Annotated in this window: 25 protein-coding genes and 1 pseudogene; 17 read left to right on the top strand and 9 right to left on the bottom strand. The window is 66.6% G+C overall.

Translation table 11 applies throughout. The features are described 5' to 3' along the window. Nucleotides 1–94 precede the first annotated feature (94 nt). The 6 genes from purN (at nucleotide 95) to nadC (ending at nucleotide 6,955) form a co-directional block, all read left to right on the top strand. Nucleotides 95–757: a phosphoribosylglycinamide formyltransferase gene (gene purN, locus JYG37_RS14985; RefSeq protein ID WP_006478038.1), complete on the top strand. Its 663-nt coding sequence runs from the start codon at nucleotides 95–97 to the stop codon at nucleotides 755–757. After that, nucleotides 754–2,019, top strand: a complete 1,266-nt coding sequence (locus JYG37_RS14980; protein ID WP_050017541.1) for an RsmB/NOP family class I SAM-dependent RNA methyltransferase — start codon at nucleotides 754–756, stop codon at nucleotides 2,017–2,019. Before purN ends, JYG37_RS14980 begins: the two co-directional genes overlap by 4 nt. Before the next feature lie 18 nt (nucleotides 2,020–2,037). After that, nucleotides 2,038–3,399, top strand: coding sequence for a mechanosensitive ion channel family protein (locus JYG37_RS14975; protein ID WP_124631844.1), 1,362 nt, complete (start codon nucleotides 2,038–2,040; stop codon nucleotides 3,397–3,399). Between the two features lie 215 nt (nucleotides 3,400–3,614). Beyond that, entirely contained in the window at nucleotides 3,615–4,811 is a 1,197-nt protein-coding gene (locus JYG37_RS14970; RefSeq protein WP_089488751.1) for a DesA family fatty acid desaturase, read from the top strand. A gap of 129 nt (nucleotides 4,812–4,940) precedes the next feature. Next, nucleotides 4,941–6,077, top strand: a complete 1,137-nt coding sequence (gene nadA / locus JYG37_RS14965; RefSeq protein ID WP_050017553.1) for a quinolinate synthase NadA — start codon at nucleotides 4,941–4,943, stop codon at nucleotides 6,075–6,077. Then, entirely contained in the window at nucleotides 6,074–6,955 is an 882-nt protein-coding gene (gene nadC / locus JYG37_RS14960; protein ID WP_050017538.1) for a carboxylating nicotinate-nucleotide diphosphorylase, read from the top strand. Before nadA ends, nadC begins: the two co-directional genes overlap by 4 nt. 96 nt (nucleotides 6,956–7,051) lie before the next feature. Here nadC and nadB read toward each other — a convergent pair whose 3' ends face one another. From nadB to radC, 4 genes are all read right to left on the bottom strand, one after another. Further along, complete coding sequence (gene nadB, locus JYG37_RS14955) at nucleotides 7,052–8,638, bottom strand: L-aspartate oxidase (RefSeq protein WP_124631843.1); 1,587 nt, start codon at nucleotides 8,636–8,638, stop codon at nucleotides 7,052–7,054. A 160-nt stretch (nucleotides 8,639–8,798) separates the two neighbouring features. After that, the gene (gene rpmG, locus JYG37_RS14950; RefSeq protein WP_006478046.1) at nucleotides 8,799–8,966 is read right to left on the bottom strand and encodes a 50S ribosomal protein L33; all 168 of its coding nucleotides are present in this window, start codon (nucleotides 8,964–8,966) and stop codon (nucleotides 8,799–8,801) included. A 17-nt stretch (nucleotides 8,967–8,983) separates the two neighbouring features. Continuing rightward, complete coding sequence (gene rpmB, locus JYG37_RS14945) at nucleotides 8,984–9,217, bottom strand: 50S ribosomal protein L28 (protein ID WP_004186391.1); 234 nt, start codon at nucleotides 9,215–9,217, stop codon at nucleotides 8,984–8,986. A 238-nt stretch (nucleotides 9,218–9,455) separates the two neighbouring features. Beyond that, entirely contained in the window at nucleotides 9,456–10,229 is a 774-nt protein-coding gene (gene radC, locus JYG37_RS14940) for a RadC family protein (protein WP_050017535.1), read from the bottom strand. Nucleotides 10,230–10,364: 135 nt separating this feature from the next. Here radC and JYG37_RS14935 point away from each other — a divergent pair, with 135 nt between their 5' ends. The 8 genes from JYG37_RS14935 to JYG37_RS14900 all read left to right on the top strand — a co-directional run bounded on the left by JYG37_RS14935 (nucleotide 10,365) and on the right by JYG37_RS14900 (nucleotide 17,492). Beyond that, nucleotides 10,365–10,820, top strand: a complete 456-nt coding sequence (locus tag JYG37_RS14935) for an FKBP-type peptidyl-prolyl cis-trans isomerase (RefSeq protein WP_069233031.1) — start codon at nucleotides 10,365–10,367, stop codon at nucleotides 10,818–10,820. Between the two features lie 2 nt (nucleotides 10,821–10,822). Then, nucleotides 10,823–11,803: a 4-hydroxy-3-methylbut-2-enyl diphosphate reductase gene (gene ispH / locus JYG37_RS14930; RefSeq protein ID WP_050017533.1), complete on the top strand. Its 981-nt coding sequence runs from the start codon at nucleotides 10,823–10,825 to the stop codon at nucleotides 11,801–11,803. Between the two features lie 269 nt (nucleotides 11,804–12,072). Continuing rightward, entirely contained in the window at nucleotides 12,073–12,717 is a 645-nt protein-coding gene (locus JYG37_RS14925) for an amino acid-binding protein (protein ID WP_124637679.1), read from the top strand. A gap of 211 nt (nucleotides 12,718–12,928) precedes the next feature. Continuing rightward, on the top strand, nucleotides 12,929–13,879 hold the full coding sequence (locus JYG37_RS14920; RefSeq protein ID WP_021160758.1) for a branched-chain amino acid ABC transporter permease: 951 nt from the start codon (nucleotides 12,929–12,931) through the stop codon (nucleotides 13,877–13,879). 19 nt (nucleotides 13,880–13,898) lie between these two features. After that, nucleotides 13,899–15,068 (top strand): ABC transporter permease subunit, encoded by a 1,170-nt coding sequence (locus tag JYG37_RS14915; protein ID WP_006488940.1) that lies wholly within the window; start codon nucleotides 13,899–13,901, stop codon nucleotides 15,066–15,068. Between the two features lie 23 nt (nucleotides 15,069–15,091). Continuing rightward, nucleotides 15,092–15,868: an ABC transporter ATP-binding protein gene (locus JYG37_RS14910; protein ID WP_124631842.1), complete on the top strand. Its 777-nt coding sequence runs from the start codon at nucleotides 15,092–15,094 to the stop codon at nucleotides 15,866–15,868. Next, the gene (locus JYG37_RS14905; RefSeq protein WP_050017530.1) at nucleotides 15,868–16,584 is read left to right on the top strand and encodes an ABC transporter ATP-binding protein; all 717 of its coding nucleotides are present in this window, start codon (nucleotides 15,868–15,870) and stop codon (nucleotides 16,582–16,584) included. Before JYG37_RS14910 ends, JYG37_RS14905 begins: the two co-directional genes overlap by 1 nt. Before the next feature lie 236 nt (nucleotides 16,585–16,820). Continuing rightward, nucleotides 16,821–17,492: a DUF2278 family protein gene (locus JYG37_RS14900; protein WP_050017528.1), complete on the top strand. Its 672-nt coding sequence runs from the start codon at nucleotides 16,821–16,823 to the stop codon at nucleotides 17,490–17,492. A 24-nt stretch (nucleotides 17,493–17,516) separates the two neighbouring features. On the opposite strand, the gene JYG37_RS14895 is transcribed toward JYG37_RS14900, so the two are convergent. The 3 genes from JYG37_RS14895 to JYG37_RS14885 form a co-directional block, all read right to left on the bottom strand. Then, entirely contained in the window at nucleotides 17,517–17,972 is a 456-nt protein-coding gene (locus tag JYG37_RS14895) for a GNAT family acetyltransferase (RefSeq protein WP_050017527.1), read from the bottom strand. A 13-nt stretch (nucleotides 17,973–17,985) separates the two neighbouring features. Continuing rightward, the gene (locus tag JYG37_RS14890) at nucleotides 17,986–19,170 is read right to left on the bottom strand and encodes an acetylornithine transaminase (protein WP_124679264.1); all 1,185 of its coding nucleotides are present in this window, start codon (nucleotides 19,168–19,170) and stop codon (nucleotides 17,986–17,988) included. 292 nt (nucleotides 19,171–19,462) lie between these two features. After that, entirely contained in the window at nucleotides 19,463–20,494 is a 1,032-nt protein-coding gene (locus JYG37_RS14885; protein ID WP_050017525.1) for a CDP-6-deoxy-delta-3,4-glucoseen reductase, read from the bottom strand. A 107-nt stretch (nucleotides 20,495–20,601) separates the two neighbouring features. On the opposite strand from JYG37_RS14885, the gene JYG37_RS14880 reads away from it, so the two are divergent. Further along, nucleotides 20,602–21,639, top strand: a complete 1,038-nt coding sequence (locus JYG37_RS14880) for an NAD-dependent epimerase/dehydratase family protein (RefSeq protein ID WP_124637676.1) — start codon at nucleotides 20,602–20,604, stop codon at nucleotides 21,637–21,639. Here the strand turns inward: JYG37_RS14880 and JYG37_RS14875 are convergent. After that, the gene (locus JYG37_RS14875) at nucleotides 21,622–21,810 is read right to left on the bottom strand and encodes a hypothetical protein (protein WP_050017523.1); all 189 of its coding nucleotides are present in this window, start codon (nucleotides 21,808–21,810) and stop codon (nucleotides 21,622–21,624) included. The genes JYG37_RS14880 and JYG37_RS14875 overlap by 18 nt on opposite strands. Nucleotides 21,811–21,916: 106 nt before the next feature. After that, on the bottom strand, nucleotides 21,917–22,633 hold the full coding sequence (locus JYG37_RS14870) for a pseudouridine synthase (RefSeq protein WP_124554753.1): 717 nt from the start codon (nucleotides 22,631–22,633) through the stop codon (nucleotides 21,917–21,919). Between the two features lie 112 nt (nucleotides 22,634–22,745). Between JYG37_RS14870 and copC the strand changes: the two genes are divergently transcribed. Beyond that, the gene (copC, locus tag JYG37_RS14865) at nucleotides 22,746–23,120 is read left to right on the top strand and encodes a copper homeostasis periplasmic binding protein CopC (RefSeq protein ID WP_213345550.1); all 375 of its coding nucleotides are present in this window, start codon (nucleotides 22,746–22,748) and stop codon (nucleotides 23,118–23,120) included. Nucleotides 23,121–23,186: 66 nt separating this feature from the next. Next, a pseudogene (locus JYG37_RS14860) lies at nucleotides 23,187–23,703 on the top strand (DinB family protein). Nucleotides 23,704–23,761 lie beyond the last annotated feature (58 nt).

Raw genomic sequence — 23,761 nt, 5'->3', positions numbered from 1 at the left:
CGGTGGGATGCCGCAAAGCAGAAGATTATAAACGTTCGGGCGGCCCGACGGCCGAGAAGGCGGGAAACGCGAGGGCGAATGGTAAAATTCGCGGATGAAAAAACTCGTGATCCTGATTTCCGGTCGCGGCAGCAACATGGAGGCCATCGTCCGCGCGTGCGCGCAGGAACGCTGGCCGGCCGAGATTGCCGCCGTGATCGCCAACCGGCCCGATGCGGCCGGGCTGGCTTTTGCCGCGTCGCACGGGGTGGCGACCGCGGTGGTCGACCACCGGTCGTTCGACGGCCGCGACAGCTTCGACGCGGCGCTCGCCGCCGAGATCGACCGTTTCGCGCCCGATCTCGTCGTCCTCGCCGGCTTCATGCGCATCCTCACGCCCGCATTCGTCAGACGATACGAAGGCCGGCTGCTGAACATCCATCCGTCGCTGCTGCCGAGCTTCAAGGGCATCCACACGCATCAGCAGGCGCTGGATGCCGGCGTCGCGCTGCATGGCGCGAGCGTGCATTTCGTCATTCCCGAGCTCGACAGCGGCGCGATCGTCGCGCAGGGCGCGGTGCCCGTGCGCGCCGGCGACGACGCGGCCGCGCTCGCGCGGCGCGTGCTGACGGTCGAGCACGTGCTGTATCCGCGCGCGGTGCGCTGGTTCGTCGAGGGGCGTTTGCGCCTCGAGGACGGCCGTGCAGTGGTCGCGCCCGAAGAGGCGCGCTGGATTTTCGCGGATCAACCGCAAACCGAAACGAGTGAGGGCGTATGAAGCTGCACGGATTCCTGATTGGCCAGACCGAAACCCTGCTCGCCGAGGTGCTGAAGTTCGCCGGCCCCGCCGACGCGACGACGAGCCGGTTCTTCCGCGCGCACCCGAAGCTCGGGCATGCCGAGCGCGGCGTGATCGCCGAGGCCGTGTTCGCGGTGCTGCGCCGGAAGATGGAGTTTTCGCATCTGGCCGAGAGCGGCACCGGCACGCCCGCGCGGCGCCTGACGCTGCTCGGCCTGATGCAGACGATGGGGCGCAATGCGCTGAAGCCGTTCCTGTCCGACACCGAGTCCGCATGGCTCGAGCACGTGTCGAAGATCGATCCGGCGAGCCTGCCCGTGCGCATTCGCACGAACCTGCCCGACTGGATTCACCAGGCGCTGTCGGCCCGCTTCGACGCGGACGAGCTTGCGCAGCTCGCCGCCGCGCTGAACTACCCGGCGCCGCTCGACCTGCGCGCCAACGCGCAGAAGGCGAGCCGCGACCAGGTGATCGAAGCGCTGCGCGTGAGCGGCATCGACGCGGGCGCGACGCCGTTCGCGCCGTTCGGCGTGCGCGTGGTCGGCAAGCCGGCGCTGACGCGCCTGAAGCTGTTCGAGGAAGGCGCGATCGAGGTGCAGGACGAAGGCAGCCAGCTGCTGTGCTCGCTGGTCGCGCCGCGGCGCGGCGAGATGGTCGTCGATTTCTGCGCGGGCGCGGGCGGCAAGACGCTCGCGCTCGGCGCGATGATGCGCTCGACCGGGCGCCTCTATGCGTTCGACATCTCGGAGAAGCGCCTCGCGAAGCTGAAGCCGCGCCTCGCGCGCAGCGGGCTGTCGAACGTGAACCCGGTGCTGATCGACAGCGAGCACGACGCGAAGATCAAGCGGCTCGCCGGCAAGATCGACCGCGTGCTGGTCGACGCGCCGTGCAGCGGCCTCGGCACGCTGCGCCGCAATCCGGACCTGAAGTGGCGCCAGACGCGCACCGCGATCGACGAGCTGACGCCGAAACAGGCGTCGATCCTCGCGAGCGCCGCGCGGCTCGTGAAGAAGGGCGGCCGGCTCGTCTACGCGACCTGCAGCGTGCTCGACGCCGAGAACGAGCGCATCGTCGAGCAGTTCCTCGCCGATCACCCCGAGTTCGTGCTGGTGCCGGCGCAGCAGGTGCTGGCCGACCAGCGCATCGAGCTCGAGACGGGCGACTACCTGTCGCTGTGGCCGCACCGTCATGCGACCGACGGCTTCTTCGCCGCGGTGCTCGAACGCCGCGCCGCGCAGTAACGACCGGCCGGACGGACGATGGAGAATCTGCAGAGCCGCCTGCTGTCGCACCGGCTGGAATCGGTGATTCGCGATTTCCACCAGCCGGTGATGATCTGGCAGGCGGCGATCCTCGTCGGTGCGCTGTGTTTTGCATGGGTGGCCGCGCGTTTCGTGCACGGCCGGATCGATGCGCGGCGGCGGGCGGCCGGGCGCGCGCCCGGCGCGGGTGCGCAGAGCCTGAAGCGTGCGCTGTTTCCGCTGTTCGGCAGCGTGTTCGTCGGCGGCGCGCAGCTCGCGTTCGAGCCGTTCATGTCGACGTCGCTGCTGTCGCTCGCGCTCGTGCCGCTGTTCGGCATCGGGCTGATCTACGTGCTGTTCTTCTTCGCGCGGCGCGTGTTCGCACGCGACGGCCACACGCACGCGTGGCTGTCGATCGTCGAGAAGATTGTGTCGACCGTCGTGTGGGCCGCGATGGTGATGACCGTGCTCGGCATCCAGCGCGACGTGCTCGGCTGGCTCGACAGCGTGCAGTTCCGGGTCGCGACCGCGCACCTCACGCTGCTGTCGGTGATCTCCGGCGCGCTGTGGGTGTGCGTGACGCTGATGGTCGCGATGTGGCTCGGCTCGGTGCTCGAGGATCGCCTGTCGCGCGCGAGCACGCTCGACGCCAACCTGAAGGTCGTGCTGTCGCGGGTCGGCCGCGCGCTGCTCGTGTTCGCGGCGATCCTGATCGGGCTGTCGCTCGTCGGCATCGACGTGACGGTGCTCGGCGTATTCGGCGGCGCGGTGGGCGTCGGCCTCGGCTTCGGGCTGCAAAAGATCGCGAGCAACTACGTGTCGGGTTTCATCATCCTGCTCGACCGCTCGTTGCGGCTCGGCGATGCGATCAGCGTCGGCGGGCTGCAGGGCGTCGTCACGCAGATCCGCACGCGCTACACGGTCGTGCGCGGCCTCGACGGCAACGAGACGCTGATCCCGAACGAGAAGCTGATCACCGACGTCGTGCAGAACCAGTCGTCGTACCTGACGCGCGGCTATGCGAAGGTCGCGGTGCAGGTCGCGTACACGAGCGACGTCGAGCAGGCACTCGCGTTGCTCGCTGACGCGGCGAAGGACGTGCCGCGCGTGCTGGCCGAGCCGGCGCCGACCCCGTACCTCGTGAGTTTCGGCGCGGACGGGATCGATCTGGAGCTCGGTTTCTGGATCGAGGATTCGGCGAAAGGCACGTCGGGCGTGCGCTCGAGCGTGAACCGCAACATCTGGCGGCTGTTCGGCGAGCACGGGATCTCGATTCCGTTTCCGCAGCGCGAAGTGCGCGTGGTCGGGCTGCCGGACGGCTTTCTCGCGGCGGGCGCGGCGGCCAACGGTGCGCTGGACGGGCACGCGCCGCCGGCGTAGCGGGCGCGGGCGGTCAATCGTACCGATTCCGCGGCCGAAACCGGATCGCGGGGCTTTCCGAGTCCGCGCATGGACCGCGCGGATTGCGTCAGGGCAAGAAAATATTCATTTTTTACAAAGACTTGGAGCGGTTGAAGTAAAATTCTGGTCTACACGCGGTATGCTTTCATTCTTCTGACGCCAGCGTGGCGTCGCTCTCATCACGGGTAACTGCCTTGTTGAATTCTGTGCTCGATTTTCTTTCCCACGGGCTCCTGCATTTTTCGTGGTGGCAAGTCGCGTTGTTCGCGCTCGCCGTCACGCACGTCACGATCATCGGCGTGACCGTCTACCTGCACCGCTGCCAGGCGCACCGCGCGCTGGAGCTGCATCCGATCGCGAGCCACTTCTTCCGGTTCTGGCTCTGGATGACCACCGGCATGCTGACCGGCCAGTGGGCCGCGATTCACCGCAAGCACCACGCGAAGTGCGAGACCGAGGAAGATCCGCACAGCCCGCAGACGCGCGGCATCTGGAAGGTGTTCCTCGAGGGCGCCGAGCTGTACCGCGCGGAAGCGAAGAACGAAGAGACGATGCGCAAGTTCAGCCACGGCACGCCGAACGACTGGCTCGAGCGCAATGTGTACTCGAAGTACCCGATTCTCGGCATCAGCATGATGATGGTGATCGACGTCGCGCTGTTCGGCGTGCTCGGCCTGACCGTGTGGGCCGTGCAGATGGTCTGGATTCCGTTCTGGGCCGCTGGCGTCGTGAACGGCTTCGGTCACTTCTGGGGCTATCGCAACTTCAACTCGGCTGACGCGAGCACGAACCTGTTCCCGTGGGGCATCGTGATCGGCGGCGAGGAACTGCACAACAACCACCACACGTTCGCGACGTCGGCGAAGCTGTCGAACAAGTGGTACGAGTTCGACATCGGCTGGATGTACATTCGCATCATGTCGGCCTTCGGTCTCGCGAAGGTGAAGAAGGTCGCGCCGACGCCGCGCCTGAACAAGCCGAAGACGGTGCTCGATCAGGAAACGCTGCAGGCCGTGCTGTCGAACCGCTACGAAGTGATGGCGCGCTACGGCAAGGCCGTGAAGCGTGCGTACCGTCAGGAGCTTGCGCATCTGAAGGAACTCGGTTCGAGCGAGAAGTACCAGCTGATGCGCGGCGCGCGCAAATGGTTCCACAAGGACGCCGACGGCCTCGACGAGCCGCAGAAGAAGCTGCTGCCGGAAATCTTCGCGAACAGCCAGAAGCTGCATACGTACTTCCAGCTGCGCCAGGATCTCGCCGCGATCTGGGATCGTTCGACCGCATCGCGCGAACAGCTTCTCGCGCAATTGCAGGATTGGTGCCATCGCGCAGAACAAAGCGGCATCAAGGCGCTGCAGGAATTCGCGACACGCCTGCGTCGCTACGCCTGATTCGAAATCGATTAGAATCTCAGGACGTCACAAACCCCGCGTTGGCGGGGTTTTTTCATTTGGGCCGCTGGTTTTTGACGGATCGGCGGCGCCGGGATTGGTATGAGGTTTGGGGCAGGAGATATGGAGATGCAATCGACGATCAAACCCGTCGAGTACGACCGGCCCATCGCAACGGGGACCGTGTGTGGCGTCGGACAGGCATGGGCCAAGGTGCCCGACGCGCCGTCCGCCGAGGAGCGCGCTGCGCTGAAGGCGCGCATCAAGGCGTTGCTCGCCCGTGAAAAGGCCGTGCTGGTCGCCCACTACTACGTGGATGCCGAACTGCAGGAGCTGGCCGACGAAACGGGCGGCTGCGTCGCGGATTCGCTCGAAATGGCCCGCTTCGGCCGCGATCACGACGCGCAGACGCTGGTCGTCGCCGGCGTGCGCTTCATGGGCGAAACCGCGAAGATCCTGAGCCCGAACAAGCGGATTCTGATGCCCGACCTCGACGCGACCTGTTCGCTCGACCTCGGCTGCCCGGTCGACGAATTCTCGGCGTTCTGCGATGCGCATCCGGACCGTACCGTCGTCGTCTACGCGAACACCAGCGCGGCCGTGAAGGCGCGCGCGGACTGGATGGTCACGTCGTCGATCGGTCTCGAGATCGTTGCCGACCTGCATGCGCGCGGCGAAAAGATCATCTGGGCGCCGGACCGCCATCTGGGCAGCTATATCCAGAAGAAAACCGGTGCCGACATGCTGCTGTGGCAGGGCTCGTGCCTCGTCCACGACGAGTTCAAGGGCATCGAGCTCGACCTGCTGCGCGCCGAATATCCGGACGCGAAGGTGCTCGTACATCCCGAGTCGCCGGAAAACGTCGTGGCGCAGGCCGATGTCGTCGGTTCGACCACGCAACTGATCGACGCGGCCGTCAAGTTCGACGCGAAACGCTTCATCGTCGCGACCGATCTCGGCATCCTGCACAAGATGCAGCTTGCCGCGCCCGGCAAGACCTTCATCGCCGCGCCGACGGCCGGCAACAGCGCGACCTGCAAGAGCTGCGCGCACTGCCCGTGGATGGCGATGAACGGACTCGCGAACCTCGCCGACGTGCTCGAACGCGGTCACAACGAGATCTTCGTCGATCCGGCGATCGGCGAGCGCGCGCGTTTGCCGATCGACCGGATGCTCGAATTCGCGGCTGCACACAAGAAGCGCGTGCAGGCGAGCGGCGACCTGCAGCGCGACCAGCAACTGTTCGCGAACGTGGGGCCCGCATGAGCAACGCCGTCTCCCCGCTGTTCGACGCCGTCCGCGCCCAATACGGCGCGGCATTCGACGAAGCGATCGCGCGCAACGTGGCCGATGCGATCGCCGAAGACGTCGGCCCCGGCGACCAGACCGGGCGCCTCGTGCCGGCCGGCGAGCGCCGCCGTGCGCGGATCATCGTGCGCGAGGAAGCCGTGCTGTGCGGCGTGCCGTGGTTCGAGGGCGTGATCGCCCGGATCGATCCGTCGATCGTCGTGCAATGGCGCTATCGCGAAGGCGACCGGATGACGCCGGATTCGACCGTGTGCGAACTCGAAGGGCCGGCGCGCGCGCTGCTGACGGCCGAGCGCAACGGGCTGAACTTCCTGCAGTTGCTGTCGGGTGTCGCGACCGCGACGCGCCGTTACGTCGATCGCGTCGAAGGCACGCGCGCGAAGATCCTCGACACGCGCAAGACGCTGCCGGGGCTGCGGCTCGCACAGAAGTACGCGGTGCGCGTGGGCGGCGGTGAGAACCAGCGTCTCGCGCTGTACGACGGCATCCTGATCAAGGAGAACCACATCGCGGCGGCAGGCGGTGTCGGCGAGGCGCTCGACGCGGCGTTCGCGCTGGAGTCGGGCGTGCCGGTGCAGGTCGAAGTCGAGACGCTCGCGCAGCTCGACACGGCGCTCGCGCATCGCGCGCAGTCGGTGCTGCTCGACAACTTCACGCTCGACATGATGCGCGAAGCGGTGCGCGTGACGGCGGCCAGGGCCGTGCTCGAAGTGTCGGGCGGCGTCAATTTCGATACGGTGCGTGCGTTCGCGGAGACGGGCGTCGATCGTATCTCGATCGGCGCGCTGACGAAGGACGTGCGGGCGACCGACTATTCGATGCGGATCGTCGACTGACCGAAACGCGTTCGTCAGACAAAAAGCCGTTGGCGCGCACACGCCAACGGCTTTTTTCTTGGGCTGCGGTCGCCGCCGGGAAGGGCAGCGCGCCGCTCAGCGGCGCGAGCGCGGCGTGAGCACGCTCGGCAGCGCCTTCGGCAGCGTATGCGGCCAGTCGCGGCTGTAGTGCAGCCCGCGGCTTTCGCGGCGCGAGTACGCGCTTTTCACGATCAGCGTGGCCACGTCGACGAGGTTGCGCAGTTCGAGCAGATCGCGCGTCACGCGGAAATTCGCGTAGTACTCGTGGATCTCGTCGCGCAGCAGCGACAGCCGGTGCTTCGCGCGCTCGAGGCGCTTGTCGGTGCGCACGATGCCGACGTAGTTCCACATCAGGCGGCGCAGTTCGTCCCAGTTGTGGGCCACGACGACTTCCTCGTCCGCATCCGACACGCGGCTTTCGTCCCATGCGGGCAGTGCGGTGGGCGTTTGGGCGTTGAAGCCGGCCGCTTCGATCGCCTCGGCCGCCGCGCGGCCGATCACGAGGCATTCGAGCAGCGAGTTGCTCGCGAGCCGGTTCGCGCCGTGCAGCCCCGTATACGACGTTTCGCCGACCGCATACAGGCCGGCGAGATCGGTGCGCCCCGCGAGATCGGTGACGACGCCGCCGCACGTATAGTGCGCGGCCGGCACGACGGGGATCGGTTGTTTCGCGATGTCGATGCCGAATTCGAGGCAGCGCGCATGAATCGTCGGGAAATGTTCGCGCAGGAACGCTTCCGGCTGATGGCTGATGTCGAGATACACGCAGTCGATCCCGCGCTTCTTGATCTCGAAGTCGATCGCGCGTGCGACGATGTCGCGCGGCGCGAGCTCGGCGCGCGGATCGTGTGCGGGCATGAAGCGCGTGCCGTCGGGCAGCTTCAGCAGGCCGCCTTCGCCGCGCACGGCTTCCGAAATCAGGAACGACTTCGCGTACGGATGGAACAGGCAGGTCGGGTGGAACTGGATGAATTCCATGTTCGACACGCGGCAGCCTGCCCGCCATGCCATCGCGATGCCGTCGCCGGTCGCGGTGTCGGGGTTCGTCGTGTACAGGTAGACCTTGCCCGCGCCGCCGGTGGCGAGCACCGTATGCGGCGCCTCGATCGTGATCGTGCGGTCGTGGTCGACGTCGAGCGCATACAGGCCATGACAGCGGCGGCCGGGCAGGCCGAGCCGGTCCGACGTGATCAGGTCGATCGCGTGGTGGTTTTCGAAGAACGTGATGTTCGGATGCTGGCGCGCGCGCGCCGACAGCGTCGCGAGCACCGCATGGCCGGTCGCATCGGCCGCATGGATGATCCGGCGGTGACTGTGGCCGCCTTCGCGCGTCAGGTGAAAGCCGAGTTCGGCTGCGTCGTCCTTCGTGAACGGCACGCCTTGCGAGATCAGCCATTCGATCGCTTCGCGGCCGTGCTCGACGATGTAGCGCGTCGCGCCTTCGTCGCACAGCCCGCCACCGGCGACCAGCGTGTCGTCGACGTGGTTCTCGATGCTGTCCGCCGAGTCGAGGACCGCCGCGATGCCGCCCTGCGCGTGATCGCTTGCCCCCTCCATCATCGAACGTTTCGCGATCAGCGCGACACGTCGCGTGCTGGCCAGGTTGAGTGCGACCGACAGCCCTGCCAGGCCGCTGCCGACGATCGCCACGTCGAATTTCATGCTGCATCTCCATCGTTACGCTTTTTGATCTTGCGTTCCGTCGGTCGTCGCCGCGGAAAGGGGAGAGCATACCGCGTCGGGCGCGAGCGCGCGCGCCAAAACAAAAAGCCCCGCAGGAGCGGGGCTTTTCGGTCGCCGTCAGGCTGGCAGAAACCGGAGATTACTTGATCTTGGTTTCTTTGTATTCCACATGCTTGCGGACGACGGGATCGAACTTCTTGATCGCCATCTTTTCCGGCATGTTGCGCTTGTTCTTCGTGGTCGTGTAGAAGTGACCCGTACCAGCGGTCGACTCAAGCTTGATCTTGTCGCGGGCGCCTTTTGCCATGATTCTGCTCCTTGGGCTTAGGCTTCGCCGCGTGCGCGCAGGTCAGCGAGCACGGAATCGATGCCGTTCTTGTCGATCAGGCGCAGACCGGCGTTCGAGACGCGCAGACGCACCCAGCGGTTTTCGCTCTCAACCCAGAACCGGCGGTTTTGCAGGTTCGGGAGGAAGCGGCGCTTCGTCTTGTTGTTGGCGTGGGAAACGTTGTTGCCGCTCATCGGCGCTTTCCCAGTTACTTGGCATACGCGTGCCATGAGAGCACTCCTAATACGCTAAATTCGGGGTTCGATCGCCGGTGAAGGTTCCATCGCACCGCCACGTGATCCATGGCTGCACTCAGAACGCCGTAGCCCTTACAGACAAGGCCCTTCGATGGCTAGAACTGGTTGGAAAAAAGACAGACGGCGATTCTAGCAGAAAAAGTTCAGAAAAATCAAACCTAATTTCGCTTCGCCGTTGCGGCGCCCTGGGGAAGGGCCGCCGCGCCACAGTCTACAGCCAACCGGCCCGTGCGAACGAAAAAGTATCGCTGACGCCGACGACGACGTGATCGAGCAGCCGCACGTCGACGAGCTCGAGCGCGTCCTTCAGCACGCGGGTCAGGCGGCGGTCTTCCGCGCTCGGCTGCACAGCGCCCGACGGATGGTTGTGCGCGACGATCAGCGCGGCGGCGTTCTGTTTCATCGCCTGCCGCACGATCTCGCGCGGGTAGACGGCCATGCGCGTGAGCGAGCCGCGCGCGATTTCCTCGATGTCGATCATGCGGTTGCGGGCGTCCAGGTAGACCGCGACGAACACTTCGTGCGGGAGCGTGCCGATCTTCATGCGCAGGCAATCCTCGACGGCGCCGGGCGAATCGATCTGCATGCCGTCCCGGGCCTTTTCCTCCAGCATGCGCCGGGCGATCTCGGTGACCGCGACCAGCCGCGCGGAGCGCGCGGGGCCGATGCCGGGGTGCGCCTCGAAATCGTCGGCGCCCGCTTCGAGCAATCCGCGCAGCGACTTGTATTGATCGATCAGTTCGCGGGCGATGACGAAGACGTCGTGACCGGGCTTGCCGGTGCCGAGCAGCAGCGCGATCAGCTCGTCGTCGGTCAGCGCGGCCGGCCCGCGCTCCAGCAGTCGTTCGCGCGGCCGCTCGGGCCGCCAGTCGGCCGGGCGGCGCTTGCGCCGGTTGATCGGGATGACGCGGGCCGGCGAATCGGCCGGCGCGTCGGCGGTGTCGCGGCATTCGGCCGACGGCAGGATGAGGCAGGGTGATGGCATGGTCTGAACTCCATTGGCGGCGGGCGGCATGCGCGACGTCGTCGCACTTTCCGCCTTGCACGCTCAGGTGACTTACAATATTGGCTTTGCGCCGGGCCATTCGGCCGTAGCGGGCGCCGACCGAACGAGTAATTCATGAGCCTCATCGATCTATCCGAAGTGAAGCCCGGTTCCCACGTCACGTTGCATTACCGGCTCGCACTGGCCGACGGCGCCGACATCGTCAACACCTTCTCGGACAAGCCGGCCACGCTGTTGCTGGGAGCGGGGCAACTGGCGCCGTCGCTGGAACAGATTCTGCTCGGGCTCCGGGTCGGCGACCACTCGACTTTTCAGCTAGCGCCCGAGCAGGGGTTCGGTCCCCGCAATCCCGACATGCTCCAGCGCGTGACGCTGTCGACGCTGCGCGAGAACGGGATGGTCGGCGACGACTTCACGCCGGGCGAACTCATCGAGTTCAACGCACCGGATGGCGGTCGCTACGCGGGGGTGCTGAAGGAAGTCAGCGAGACCTCGGCGCTGTTCGACTTCAACCATCCGCTCGCGGGCCAGGCGCTCACGTTCGAAGTGAAAATCATCGGAATCCTGTAATCATGAGTACCACCGATACGCTGTCCGGGCAGACCGTCGCCGCCGACGCCGAAATCCTGCTGGCCCAGCCGCGCGGTTTCTGCGCGGGCGTCGACCGCGCGATCGAGATCGTCGAGCGCGCCATCGCGATGCACGGCGCGCCGATCTACGTGCGTCACGAAATCGTCCACAACAAGTACGTGGTCGAGGATCTGAGGAAGAAGGGCGCGATCTTCGTCGAGGAGCTCGAGGAAGTGCCGGCCGGCAATACCGTGATCTTCAGTGCGCACGGTGTGTCGAAAGCCGTGCGCGACGAGGCCGACGTGCGCGGCCTGCGCATTTACGACGCAACCTGCCCGCTCGTCACGAAGGTGCACGTCGAAGTGGCGAAGATGCGCCAGGATGGCGTCGACATCGTCATGATCGGGCACAAGGGCCATCCGGAAGTCGAAGGCACGATGGGCCAGGTCGAGCGCGGCATGCACCTCGTCGAAAGCGTCGAGGACGTACAGAAGCTCGAGCTCGCCGATCCCGAACGCATCGCGCTCGTCACGCAGACGACGCTGTCCGTCGACGACGCGGCCGAGATCATCGGCGCGCTGAAGGCGAAGTATCCGAAGATCCGCGAGCCGAAGAAGCAGGACATCTGCTACGCGACGCAGAACCGCCAGGACGCGGTGAAGTTCATGGCGCCGCAATGCGATGTCGTGATCGTGGTCGGCAGCCCGAACAGCTCGAACTCGAGCCGGCTGCGCGAAGTGGCCGAAAAGCGCGGCGTGGCCGCGTACATGGTCGATGCACCGGACCAGATCGATCCGGCGTGGGTCGCCGGCAAGCGCCGCATCGGCGTGACGGCCGGCGCGTCGGCGCCCGAGGTGCTCGCCCAGGCCGTGATCGCGCGGCTGCGCGAACTCGGCGTGCGCAACGTCCGCGCACTCGACGGCATCGAGGAAAACGTGTCGTTTCCGCTGCCGCGCGGGTTGAACCTGCCGCCCGCCGCCTGATTGCCGCATCGCACCCCGCGGAACACCGAAGCGCGCCTTCCCGGCGCGCTTTTTTTGTGCCTCGAAATTCATATCGCAACCATTATTCCCAGCGATGGTGCAACCCGGTTGCTCTCGGCTCGCGCAATCGTGTCTCAAAATTGGTTGCAATGCAGGAAAACCCCATCGAATCAGGAATATTGGCGGCCTATAAATGGAGTTACAATGCGGCCGTTTTCAAGCCGGAATGGCTTTGAAACGGGTTTTGGCAAGGCGCGGGAGACCATTCAATGCATGTGAAGTTGGCTTACGCCGTGTCCGTCGCCGCACCGGTTGCAATGCTTGCCGGTTGCAGCAAAAAGAGCGACGACGGGGCGGGCAGGAAGGCTGCGGGGTTCGCGGCACCATCGGCCAGCGGCGTGCGCGCCGCCGGAACCGGACGGGCGGCGCCATCGGCGCGCCGTCTCGTGCAACAGGGCAGGGACAAGGAAAACGGGGCACGTTTGACGATCGAGGAAATCAACGCGCTTGGACCGGCGGCCGGTCCGGCAGCGGGCATGCCGGCTGCATCGCGGCAAGCCGCCGGTCGACGGAAGCCGGACGATCGCGGCGTTGCCGGCAGCGTGCAGACGCCTCTGTTCCCCCTTCAATTCGATTCGACGAAACAGCGCGCCGCCGCGACCGACCGTGTCGTGGCGCGCCGTCTGGTTCGTACGATGGATTCCGATGCAGTCCTGACGAACGTCGGGCGCGGCCGTCGCAACGCCTTGTCGGGCGACGTGGCGCGGAATCCGATCCGTCCTGGCGCGATGCTTGCATGGCACCGGACGGACCAAGGCACGGATGCCGGGAAACCGGACGACGGCCGTCTCGGCATGCTGCCCCACGACTTCAAGGAGGCCACGAACACCGTCCTCGATGTCGTGACGATTTAGCGACGGGACTCATGACGGCACCGGATCAGTGCGGTGCCGTTTTTGTATCCGCTCCGGCGGCAGGTCCGGCCGTACAGGCCGGGCGGCGCGCGCCGGGACGATCCACCCTTACCGGTATCGACTAGTACCCGCAGTGTCGCCGAGAAGGCGCGATTCCTCGCTTACCCGCGGGGCGCAACGTCCTCCGGCAGCACGGGCCAAGGAGCTTTAAATGGATATTTTCGTCCAGCAGGTTCTCAACGGGCTGGTGCTCGGCAGTGTGTACGCCATCATCGCGTTGGGATACACGATGGTGTACGGCATTCTCGGCATCATCAACTTCGCGCACGGCGACGTGCTGATGATCGGCGCGATGGTCGCGCTGTCGGCCATCACCGTGCTGCAGAATCACTTTCCCGGACTCGGCAACGTCGCGACGCTGACGATCGGCCTGGGCATCGCCGCGGTCGTCTGTGCGTTCGTCGGCTTCACGATCGAGCGCGTCGCGTACCGGCCGCTGCGCCGCGCGCCGCGCCTCGCGCCGCTGATCACCGCGATCGGCGTGTCGATCCTGCTGCAGACGGCTGCGATGATCATCTGGTCGCGCAACCCGCTGCCGTTCCCGCAATTGCTGCCGACCGACCCGATCAACGTGATCAAGGCCACCGACACGACGCCCGGCGCCGTGATCTCGGTCACCGAAATCGTGATCATCGCGGTCGCGTTCCTCGTGATGGGCGGCCTGCTGCTGCTCGTGCACAAGACCAAGCTCGGCCGCGCGATGCGCGCGATCGCCGAAAGCCCGAATACGGCGAGCCTGATGGGCGTGAACCCGAACTTCGTGATCTCCGCGACGTTCATGATCGGCTCCGCGCTCGCCGCGCTGGCCGGCGTGATGATCGCGTCCGAATACGGCAACGTGCACTTCTACATGGGCTTCATCCCCGGCATGAAGGCGTTCACGGCCGCGGTGCTCGGCGGGATCGGCAACCTCGGCGGCGCGATGGTCGGCGGCGTGCTGCTCGGCCTGATCGAGCAGCTCGGGGCCGGCTACATCGGCAACCTCACGGGCGGCGTATTCGGCAGTAACTACCAGGACGTGTTCGCCTTCGTCGTGCTGATCATCGTGCTGGTGTTCCGTCCGTCCGGCCTGCTGGGCGAACGGGTCGCGGACCGCGCGTAACGGAAGGGGAGCAAACAACATGACATCCATTCAACCGATCGAATCGTCGACGTCGCTCGTCGAAGAGCGCAACACCGCCAAGACCGTCGTCATCGGCCTCCTCACTGCGGTCCTCGTGATCGCCGCGCCGATCGTGATCGGCTCGGCCGGCGGCAACTACTGGGTCCGCGTGCTCGACTTCGCGATGCTGTACGTGATGCTCGCGCTGGGCCTGAACGTGGTGGTCGGCTTCGCCGGCCTGCTCGACCTCGGCTACATCGCGTTCTACGCGGTGGGCGCGTACACGGCGGCGCTCCTGAGCTCGCCGCACCTGACCTCGCAGTTCGAGTGGATCGCGGCGCTCGCGCCGAACGGCCTGCACGTGCCGTTCCTGCTGATCGTGCCGATCGCGATGGCGCTCGCGGCGACCTTCGGGATCCTGCTCGGCGCGCCAACGCTGCGCCTGCGCGGCGACTACCTGGCGATCGTCACGCTCGGCTTCGGTGAAATCGTCCGGATCTTCATGAACAACCTCGACCGTCCGGTGAACATCACCAACGGCCCGAAGGGGATCACGGGCATCGATCCGGTGCACGTCGGCGGCTTCAACCTGTCGCAGACGCATACGCTGTTCGGCTTCCAGCTGCCGTCGGTGTACATGTACTACTACCTGTTCGTGCTCTGCTCGCTGCTGGTGATCTGGGTGTGTACGCGTCTGCAGCACTCGCGTATCGGCCGCGCGTGGGCCGCGATCCGCGAAGACGAGATCGCCGCGAAGGCAATGGGCATCAACACCCGTAACGTGAAGCTGCTCGCGTTCGCGATGGGCGCGTCGTTCGGCGGCCTGTCGGGCTCGATGTTCGGCGCGTTCCAGGGCTTCGTGTCGCCCGAGTCGTTCACGTTCTGGGAATCGATCGTCGTGCTCGCGTGCGTGGTGCTCGGCGGCATGGGCCACATCCCGGGCGTGATCCTGGGTGCGGTGCTGCTCGCGATCTTCCCGGAATTCCTGCGTTCGACGATGAGCCCGCTGCAGCATGCGCTGTTCGGTCATGACATCGTCGATACGGAAGTGATCCGTCAGGCGCTGTACGGCCTCGCGATGGTGATCATCATGCTGTATCGCTCGGAAGGCCTGTGGCCCGCGCCGAAGCATGAGGACAAGATCGCGAAACTGGCGAAGCGCAACAGCAAGAAGCCGGTGCGCGCGTAACCTACGGACAAGGGGATAAACACATGAGCGACAAGCAAATCCGACTGTCCGTCTCGGGCGTGAACAAGCGCTTCGGCGGGCTGCAGGCGCTGTCCGACGTCGGCCTGCAGATCAAGGAAGGCGAGATCTACGGGCTGATCGGCCCGAACGGCGCCGGCAAGACCACGTTCTTCAACGTGATCACGGGCCTTTACACGCCGGACTCCGGCGACTTCAAGCTGGACGGCACGAACTACACGCCGACGGCCGTGCACCAGGTGGCCAGGGCCGGCATCGCGCGCACATTCCAGAACATCCGCCTGTTCGGCGGGATGACGGCGCTCGAGAACGTGATGGTGGGCCGCCACGTGCGCACCAAGCACGGGCTGCTCGGCGCGGTGTTCCAGACGCCGGCCGAACGTCAGGAAGAGCGCGAGATCAAGGAACGCGCGATCGAGCTGCTCGACTACGTCGGCGTGCTGCAGTACGCGGACTACACGTCGCGCAACCTGTCGTACGGTCACCAGCGCCGGCTGGAAATCGCCCGTGCATTGGCGACCGACCCGAAGCTGCTCGCGCTCGACGAGCCGGCAGCCGGGATGAACGCGACCGAGAAGGTCGAACTCACGCGCCTGCTCGACAAGATCCGTTCGGACGGCCGCACGATCCTGCTGATCGAGCACGACGTGAAGCTCGTGATGGGGCTGTGCAACCGGATGACGGTGCTCGATTACGGCAAGGTGATCGCCGAGGGTCTGCCGCAGGACGTGCAGAAGAATCCGAAGGTGATTGAGGCATATCTCGGCGCAGGGGTGCACTGATGGCAGCGGCAATGTTGAAAATCAAGGGCTTGCAGGTCAACTACGGCGGCATCCAGGCCGTCAAGGGCGTTGACATGGAAGTCCGCCAGGGCGAGCTCGTGACGCTGATCGGCGCGAACGGCGCCGGCAAGACCACGACGATGAAGGCGATCACCGGCCTGAAGCCGTACTCGGCGGGCGACATCGAGTACGACGGCAAGTCGATCAAGGGCGTGCCGTCGCACGAGCTGCTCAAGCGCGGCCTCGCGATGGTGCCGGAAGGCCGCGGGATCTTCGCGCGGATGTCGATCATCGAGAACATGCAGATGGGCGCGTACCTGCGCAACGACAACGACCAGATCAAGAAGGACGTCGACCGGATGTTCGGCTTCTTCCCGCGCCTGAAGGAACGGGCGACGCAGCTCGCGGGCACGCTGTCGGGCGGCGAGCAGCAGATGCTGGCGATGTCGCGCGCGATTCTGAGCAAGCCGAAGCTGCTGCTGCTCGACGAGCCGTCGATGGGGTTGTCGCCGATCATGGTCGAGAAGATCTTCGAAGTGGTGCGCGAGATCTCGAAGGAAGGCATCACGGTGCTGCTGGTCGAGCAGAACGCACGCCTCGCGCTGCAGGCAGCCGATCGCGGCTACGTGATGGACTCGGGCACGGTCACGATGGAAGGCGACGCGAAGCAGATGCTCGACGATCCGAAGGTGCGCGCCGCGTATCTGGGCGAGTAAGCGATCGAACGAACGAGTCCGGTTGCGCGCGTCGCACCCGGGCTGTCGAAAGCCGTTACGGGAAACCGTGACGGCTTTTTTTCGTATGGGGCGATTCGCGTCGAACTGTGCGCACGAAGGCGACTCCATTCGACTATTGGATCGTGCATGCGGCTGGCGCGCCGGCCGCCCGCAGCCCGCAAACCGACACACGGGCCGCGTAGCATCGATTACCCATCGGCACACGGAGAACGCGCATGAGTCTGGACTACGGTTTCGTGAAGGCGAAGGTGAAGTCGATCGCGAAGCTGAAGGGTTCGCCGCACGGCAGCGAGATCCAGTATCACGTTCACCTGACGCTGGCGCTGCCGGCAGGCGACTGGGACGTCGCGATCAACGTCGGTACCAACGACGCGGACGACCTGCTGAACTACAAGCTCGTCTACGATTTCCATCATCCGGTCACGCAGACGCTCGCGGCCGCGGCCGAAGGCTACACGGACCTGACCGGGCAAACGGCGTTGCCCGCGCTCGACTATCTGCGCAGCGACATCCTGGGCGACACGGGCGCGTGGCGCGCGAGTGCGGTGATGGACGGCACCGAGCATCCGGAGCCGATCCCGTCGCTGCTGCGGCTCGTGAACGCCGCGCAGTCGCAGGGGCTCGACGTCGTCGTGTTCGGCCGCACCTATGCGCAAGGCAACGGCATCCACGACACGCACATGAACCAGGGCTCGACGGGTCCGAACTACCTGCATCGCGCGGGCGACGACCACAACGATCACAACGACGTGTGGCAGGACGGCGCGCTGCTCGTGCGCGTGAGCGACACGCAGTGGGCCGCGTATTTCGCGGCGTTCGAACAGCAGGCCGTGCCGACCGACGCGCTCGGCAATCCGCTGCCGGGCGCGGGGCCGATCACGCGCTGAGCCGCGCGGCGGCCGTCGGCGGTTTTACGCGACCGGCAGCGTCTTGCCGAACGAGATGCGTTCCTCGACGCGATAGCCGAGCGCTGCGTAGAAGCGGCATGCATCGTCGTTGCCGGGCAGCACCTGCAGGTTGATCTTCATGCAGCCGCGCGCGGCGAGCGCGCGTTCCGCATGCGCGATCAGCGCGCGGCCGACGCCGAGCCGGCGCGCGTCGTTCGCGACGCCGAACGAGTAGAGCCAGCCGCGATGTCCGTCGAAACCGGCCATCAGCGTGCCGACGACGCGCGCGCCGCTGATCGCGACGAAGAACAGTTCCGGCTGCGTCGCGAGCTTCAGCTCGATCGATCGCAGCGGATCGCGGTGCGGGGGCGCACCGGTCTCATCGTACTGCGGGAACGCGTCGCGCCATACCGCGAGCACGGCATCGGTGTCGGCGCGTTCGAACGGGCGGATCGCGACAGCATCGGCGGCGGCATTCATCGCGGCGGTCTCCTTACAGCGTGTCGAGGATCGACCGCAGCATCGCCATCATCTGGTCGATTTCCTCGGTCGTCACGTTCAGCGCGGGCATGAAGCGCAGCAGGTTCGGCCGTGCGGCGTTCAGCAGCAGGCCGTCCGGTTGCATGTCGCGCGCCTTCTCGACGATCTGCGGGCCGATGTCCTTGCCGAGCAGCAGCGCGCGCAGCAGGCCTTCGCCGCGCTCGCCCTCGAAGCCGCGTTCCTCCGACAGCTCGAGCAGCTTGCGCTTCAGATACTCGCTGCGCGCGCGCACCCCTTCGAGGAAGCCGGGCGCGACGAGCTGCGAGATCACCGAATAGCCGACCGCCGTCATCAGCGGGTTGCCGTTGTACGTGCCGCCCTGGTCGCCGGCCTCGAACACCGCGACATCGGCCTTCGACAGCAGCGCGCCGAGCGGTACGCCGCCGCCGATGCCCTTCGCGAGCGTCATGACGTCCGGCTCGATGCCGGACAGCTCGTACGCGAACAGCGTGCCCGCGCGGCCGCAGCCGCTCTGCACTTCGTCGACGATCAGCAGCAGGTTGTGCTGCTTCGTCAGCGCGCGCAGCGCCTGCATGAATTCACGCGTGGCCGGGATCACGCCGCCTTCGCCCTGGATCGGCTCGAGCATCACGGCGACGGTCTTGTCGGTGATCAGCTTCTCGACCGACTCGATGTTGTTCAGCTCGGCCTTCGGGAAGCCCGGCACCTGCGGCGCGTAGATCGTGTCCCAGCCCGGCTTGCCGCTGGCCGACATCGTCGCGAGCGTGCGGCCGTGGAAGCTGTGGTCGAACGTGATGATCTCGTACGCGCCGTTCCTGAACTTGCGGCCCCACTTGCGCGCGAGCTTGATCGCGCCTTCATTAGCCTCGGCGCCGCTGTTCGTGAAGAACACTTTGTCGAACACGCTGTGCTGCGTGAGCAGGCCCGCGAGCTTCGCCATCGGCTCGTTGTAGAACGCCGGCGACGGATTCAGCAGCTTTTCGGCCTGTGTCTTCAGCGCTTCGACGATGCCGTCGTTGCAGTGGCCGAGGCTGTTGACGGCCCAGCCCTGGATGAAGTCCAGATAGCGCTTGCCCGTGTGATCGTAGAGCCACGAACCCTTGCCGTGCGTAAACACGATGTCGGGGCGGTTCGTGATGTACATCAGCGAGTCGATCGGATAATCGTTCAGGGGCATGGCAGCAGACTCCAGCGGGCGTTGAAAGGGAAACGGGCAATAAAAAAGCCACGGAAGGCCGTGGCTGGTGGGTCGAACAGCTTGTGCGTAACCGGTGAAGCGGAGGAGGGTTACGCGCGAGTCCGTGACGAGCCGGCGGCATCCGGGCGGAGCGGCGAGCGGCGACGTCGGAGAGCGGACAGGAAGCGGTTCATGTGCGCAAGCATAAGGCATCCCGCGCCCCACTGTAAACCGCCGCGATGCCACGGATGTGACACGGCGGCGCGCAGCGGGGCGCGGGCGCGCCCGCCGCTCAGACCGGATGCGCGAGGTCGGCGGCGCTCGTGAACGAGTCCGCGTAGAACTCGTCGGCCGGCAGCGCGTGGTGCTGCGTGAAGTCGCGCTGCGCGGATTCGACCATCACCGGTGCACCGCACGCGTAGACCTGGTGGCCGGACAGATCGGGCAGGTCCTCGATCACCGCCCGGTGGACGAAGCCCGTGCGGCCCGTCCACCGGTCGGCGTCGTCCGGCTCGGAGAGCACCGGGACATACTTGAAGTTCGGGATCTCGCGCGCCCACTGCTCGGCGAGTTCGGCGAGATAGATGTCCTTCTTGCGGCGCGCGCCCCAGTAGAGCGTCATCGGACGCGTGATGCCCGAGTGCTTCACGTGCTCGATGATCGCCTTGATCGGCGCGAAGCCGGTGCCCGACGCGAGCAGCACGATCGGCTTGTCGGAATCCTCGCGCAGGAAGAACGTGCCGAGCGGGCCTTCGAAGCGCAGGATGTCGCGCTCCTTCATCGCGCCGAATACGTGGTCGGTGAACTTGCCGCCCGGCATGTGGCGGATGTGCAGCTCGATCGGGCCTTCCTCGTGCGGCGCGTTCGCCATCGAGTAGCTGCGGCGCGAGCCGTCCTTCAGGATGAATTCGACGTACTGGCCCGCGAGGTACTGCAGGCGTTCGTTGGCCGGCAACTGCAGCTTCACGACCATCACGTCGTCCGCCTTGCGTTCGAGCGCGGCGATCCGGCACGGCAGCTTCTTCACCTGCACGCCGTCGACGCCGGCGATTTCGCGCACGTCGATCTCGAGATCGCATTGCGCCTTCGAGCAGCACAGCAGCGCGAGGCCGCGCGTGCGTTCGTCGTTGGACAGCGCCGACGCGGCGTGCGGGCCCTGTTCGATCTGGCCCGACACGATCTGGCCCTTGCAGGAGCCGCACGCGCCGTTCTTGCAGCCGTACGGCAGATGGACGTTCTGGCGCAGCGCGGCCGCCAGCACGGTTTCATCCGACTCGACCTGGAATTGCCGGCCGCTTTGCTTGAGAGTGACGTTGAATGCCATAGAACCAAACTAGAACAAAATGGGGGGACCGTGCATGTCGCGCACGGCAGCTACAATGCAAAACCGTTGCGCGTCGCGCAACGGCGGCTACTGATCTCGCAACCAACATGATCGCGACACGAATCCTGCGCCGGCCGCGCGTACTGATCGTCGGCTGCGGCGACGTCGGCATGCGCTGCGTCGCGCAATGGCGTGACGCGCGCCCCGACCTGCGCATCCTCGCGCTGACGAGCCACCCGGCTCGCCGCGACGAACTGCGCGCCGCGGGCGCGACGCCGATCGTCGGCGACCTCGATCGCCGGGCGACGCTCGGCCGCCTCGCGGGCCTTGCCCGCACGATCCTGCATCTCGCGCCGCCGCCATCCGGCGGCCGCGACGACCGGCGCACGCGTGCACTGATCGCCGCAACGTCCATGCCCGCGCGTCGGCCGGCGGTACCGCCGGCATCGGCAGTCGGCCGGCTCCGAACGCTGCGCGGCGCGGCGCGACAGGCCGGCGCGTCCGTTCGGGCAGCGCGTATTGTACCCGAGGGTCTTCGCGCGCCGAGGCTGGTCTACGCCAGCACGACGGGCGTCTACGGCGACTGCGGCGGCGCGCGCATCGACGAAACGCACCCGCTGCGCCCCGCGAACCCGCGCGCGTTCCGGCGCGTGTCGGCCGAGCGGCAACTGCGTGCGGCGACGGTGCGCGGCGTGCTGTCCGCGCGCATCGTGCGCATTCCCGGCATCTATGCGGCGAACCGTCTGCCGGTCGCGCGGCTCGAGCGCGGTACGCCGGCGCTCGAGCCGGCCGACGACGTGTACACGAATCACATCCACGCGGACGATCTCGCGGCGATCCTGCGTCGTGCGGCCGAGCGCGGCAAGCCGGCGCGCGCCGTGCACGCGTCGGATGATACCGAACTGCGGATGGGAGAGTATTTCGACCGGGTCGCGCAGGTGCTCGGCCTGCCGAAGCCGCCGCGTGTCAGCCGCGCGGACGCGGAGCGCGTGCTCGAGCCGACGCTGCTGTCGTTCATGCGCGAGTCGCGGCGCCTGTCCAACGCACGGCTCAAGGCCGAATTGTGCGTGACGTTGCGCTATCCGACCGTAGACGATTTCCTTCAAACGCTCGCGCCGGGCGGTGCGTCAGGTGAGCGCCGGTAACGCCTCGATCAGCAGGAAGCACAGCAGCGCACCGATCAGCGCGCCGATCAGGTTCGGATGATATTTGTGCTTCAGATGCATCGCGGCCAGCAGGCCGCCGATCACGATGACGCCGATGACCGCGAACGCGATCATCACGGACGACAGTTCGAAAGAATGGTTGATGTTCATGATGTCTCCCCCTGCATCGCCGCTCTTGCAGCTTGTGATTTCAGTATAGCGGGGGAACCTGCGGTCGAGAGGCCGCCAGGCACCGAACGGTCGTGCGGATTTTCCCTTACAGGGTTTGGACGGGATTGCGCAGCATGGAAAGGTCGGCTTCGTCGAGCCACCGCCATGCGCCCGGCGCGAGATCGGCCGGCAGCGTGAACCCGCCGATGCTTTCGCGGTGCAGCAATTCGACGCGGTTGCTCGCCGCCGCGACCATCCGCTTGACCTGGTGGTATTTGCCTTCGAGCACGGTCAGCGCGAGCGTGTGCGGGGCGCGGGCGTCCGCGGCGACGGCCGCGATCGGCTTCGGCTCGCCATGTAGTTGCACGCCGGTGCGCAGCGCGTGCAATTGCGCATCGTCGAGCGGGTGGCGCACGGTCGCGACGTAGGTCTTCGGCACCTTGCGCTTCGGCGACGTGTACGCGTGCACGAACTGGCCGTCGTCGGACAACAGCAACAGGCCGGTCGTGTCCTGGTCGAGCCGGCCGACGCACTGCACGCCGCGCGCGACGAGCGGCGCGGGCAACAGGCTGAACACGCTCGCATGGTGCTGCGGATCGCGCGAGCATTCGTAGCCGGCCGGCTTGTTGAGCGCGAGATACGCGCGTGCGTGGAACGGCCAGGCCGTCTCGTCGACCGTGAACACGAGGCCGTCGGTATCGAAGGTGGCGTCCGGGTCGGGCGCGACGGCGCCCGCGACGGCGACGCGGCCTGCTTCGATCAGGCCGCGGCACTGGCGGCGCGAGCCGAAGCCCTGGGTGTAGAGAATGCTTTCGAGATCCATAGCGCGCGCATTCTATCAAGCGCCGGCGCCCGACCGGCATGAACGCGTCTGCGCTGGTAAGCTGCCGGAACTGCGCCGCGCGCGGCGCCCGTTCATTCTTCACGGACAGTCCATGCGTTTCGATTCATTCCCGTTCGGCCGCCATGCGGCCGCCGTCATCGTCGCCGCGACCGTTTCGTCGACCGCGTTCGCGCACGCGCATCTCGCGAAGAGCGACCCTACGGCGGGCGCCGCGCTGGCCACCGCACCGGCCGCCGTCACGATCGACTTCACCGAGCCGCTGGAGCCGGCATTCAGCTCGATCGTCGTCGTCGATGGCGCCGGCAAGACGGTGTCGGACGGCCGCGCGCGCATCGACGCGTCGAACCGCAAGCGGATGACGGTGCCGCTCGCGGCGCCCGGCACGGGCGCGTACACGGTGAAGTGGGTGGCCGTCGCGACCGACGGGCATCGCACGCAGGGCGCGTACGGCTTCAGCGTGAAGTGACGCAACGGCGGCGGCAGGCCCGTGCCAGGATTGCCGCTCGCCTTCATCCGACAGGGAGGCTCCCGCATGAATCCGACGACGCTCGACGCACTCGCCGATTTTCCCCGTCAGCTCGAAGCGCATTTCGCGGCCGTGCCCGACGGCTATGCGCGCTGGACCCCCGACAACTGGGCCGGCATGCCGAGCGAGCACTTCTCGCCGCTCGGGCAGCTCTGCCACGTGCGTGACATCGAGATCGACGGCTATCACGTGCGGCTGCTATCACGTGCGGCTGCGTCGCATGCTCGACGAAGACCACCCGCTGCTCGTGTCGATCGATGGCGACGCGCTCGCGATCGAACGGCGCTACGACGACGCGTATGCGTCCGACGTGCTCGCGGCGATTCGCGACGCACGACGCGAGACGCTGGCGCTGCTGTCGCGCCTAACGCCCGAACAGTTCGAGCGTACCGGCGAATTTGACGGCTACGGTTCGCTGACCGTGCGCGGGCTGGTCCATTACCTGTGCAGCCACGACCAGCAGCACCTGGCCGGCATGCAGTGGCTGCTCGGCAAGATCGACGCGGCGCGGTACGCGCGCTGAGCCGGCCGGCGGCGGCGCCGCAATCGGTCGCAGAATCCGGCGCCGCCGTCGGTGCGGC

The sequence above is a fragment of the Burkholderia sp. LAS2 genome (genome assembly GCF_018417615.1).
GTDB lineage: Bacteria > Pseudomonadota > Gammaproteobacteria > Burkholderiales > Burkholderiaceae > Burkholderia > Burkholderia sola.
The sequence above is the reverse complement of the archived record's forward strand: the minus strand, read 5'-3'. Positions and strand labels throughout refer to the sequence as shown.

Bases quoted from the DNA above. Each gene is read 5' to 3' on its own strand.
- purN (WP_006478038.1), top strand. From the start codon at position 95: ATGAAAAAACTCGTGATCCTGATTTCCGGTCGCGGCAGCAACATGGAG.
- JYG37_RS14980 (WP_050017541.1), top strand. From the start codon at position 754: ATGAAGCTGCACGGATTCCTGATTGGCCAGACCGAAACCCTGCTCGCC.
- JYG37_RS14975 (WP_124631844.1), top strand. From the start codon at position 2,038: ATGGAGAATCTGCAGAGCCGCCTGCTGTCGCACCGGCTGGAATCGGTG.
- nadA (WP_050017553.1), top strand. From the start codon at position 4,941: ATGCAATCGACGATCAAACCCGTCGAGTACGACCGGCCCATCGCAACG.
- nadC (WP_050017538.1), top strand. From the start codon at position 6,074: ATGAGCAACGCCGTCTCCCCGCTGTTCGACGCCGTCCGCGCCCAATAC.
- nadB (WP_124631843.1), bottom strand. From the start codon at position 8,638: ATGAAATTCGACGTGGCGATCGTCGGCAGCGGCCTGGCAGGGCTGTCG.
- rpmG (WP_006478046.1), bottom strand. From the start codon at position 8,966: ATGGCAAAAGGCGCCCGCGACAAGATCAAGCTTGAGTCGACCGCTGGT.
- rpmB (WP_004186391.1), bottom strand. From the start codon at position 9,217: ATGGCACGCGTATGCCAAGTAACTGGGAAAGCGCCGATGAGCGGCAAC.
- radC (WP_050017535.1), bottom strand. From the start codon at position 10,229: ATGCCATCACCCTGCCTCATCCTGCCGTCGGCCGAATGCCGCGACACC.
- JYG37_RS14935 (WP_069233031.1), top strand. From the start codon at position 10,365: ATGAGCCTCATCGATCTATCCGAAGTGAAGCCCGGTTCCCACGTCACG.
- ispH (WP_050017533.1), top strand. From the start codon at position 10,823: ATGAGTACCACCGATACGCTGTCCGGGCAGACCGTCGCCGCCGACGCC.
- JYG37_RS14925 (WP_124637679.1), top strand. From the start codon at position 12,073: ATGCATGTGAAGTTGGCTTACGCCGTGTCCGTCGCCGCACCGGTTGCA.
- JYG37_RS14920 (WP_021160758.1), top strand. From the start codon at position 12,929: ATGGATATTTTCGTCCAGCAGGTTCTCAACGGGCTGGTGCTCGGCAGT.
- JYG37_RS14915 (WP_006488940.1), top strand. From the start codon at position 13,899: ATGACATCCATTCAACCGATCGAATCGTCGACGTCGCTCGTCGAAGAG.
- JYG37_RS14910 (WP_124631842.1), top strand. From the start codon at position 15,092: ATGAGCGACAAGCAAATCCGACTGTCCGTCTCGGGCGTGAACAAGCGC.
- JYG37_RS14905 (WP_050017530.1), top strand. From the start codon at position 15,868: ATGGCAGCGGCAATGTTGAAAATCAAGGGCTTGCAGGTCAACTACGGC.
- JYG37_RS14900 (WP_050017528.1), top strand. From the start codon at position 16,821: ATGAGTCTGGACTACGGTTTCGTGAAGGCGAAGGTGAAGTCGATCGCG.
- JYG37_RS14895 (WP_050017527.1), bottom strand. From the start codon at position 17,972: ATGAATGCCGCCGCCGATGCTGTCGCGATCCGCCCGTTCGAACGCGCC.
- JYG37_RS14890 (WP_124679264.1), bottom strand. From the start codon at position 19,170: ATGCCCCTGAACGATTATCCGATCGACTCGCTGATGTACATCACGAAC.
- JYG37_RS14885 (WP_050017525.1), bottom strand. From the start codon at position 20,494: ATGGCATTCAACGTCACTCTCAAGCAAAGCGGCCGGCAATTCCAGGTC.
- JYG37_RS14880 (WP_124637676.1), top strand. From the start codon at position 20,602: ATGATCGCGACACGAATCCTGCGCCGGCCGCGCGTACTGATCGTCGGC.
- JYG37_RS14875 (WP_050017523.1), bottom strand. From the start codon at position 21,810: ATGAACATCAACCATTCTTTCGAACTGTCGTCCGTGATGATCGCGTTC.
- JYG37_RS14870 (WP_124554753.1), bottom strand. From the start codon at position 22,633: ATGGATCTCGAAAGCATTCTCTACACCCAGGGCTTCGGCTCGCGCCGC.
- copC (WP_213345550.1), top strand. From the start codon at position 22,746: ATGCGTTTCGATTCATTCCCGTTCGGCCGCCATGCGGCCGCCGTCATC.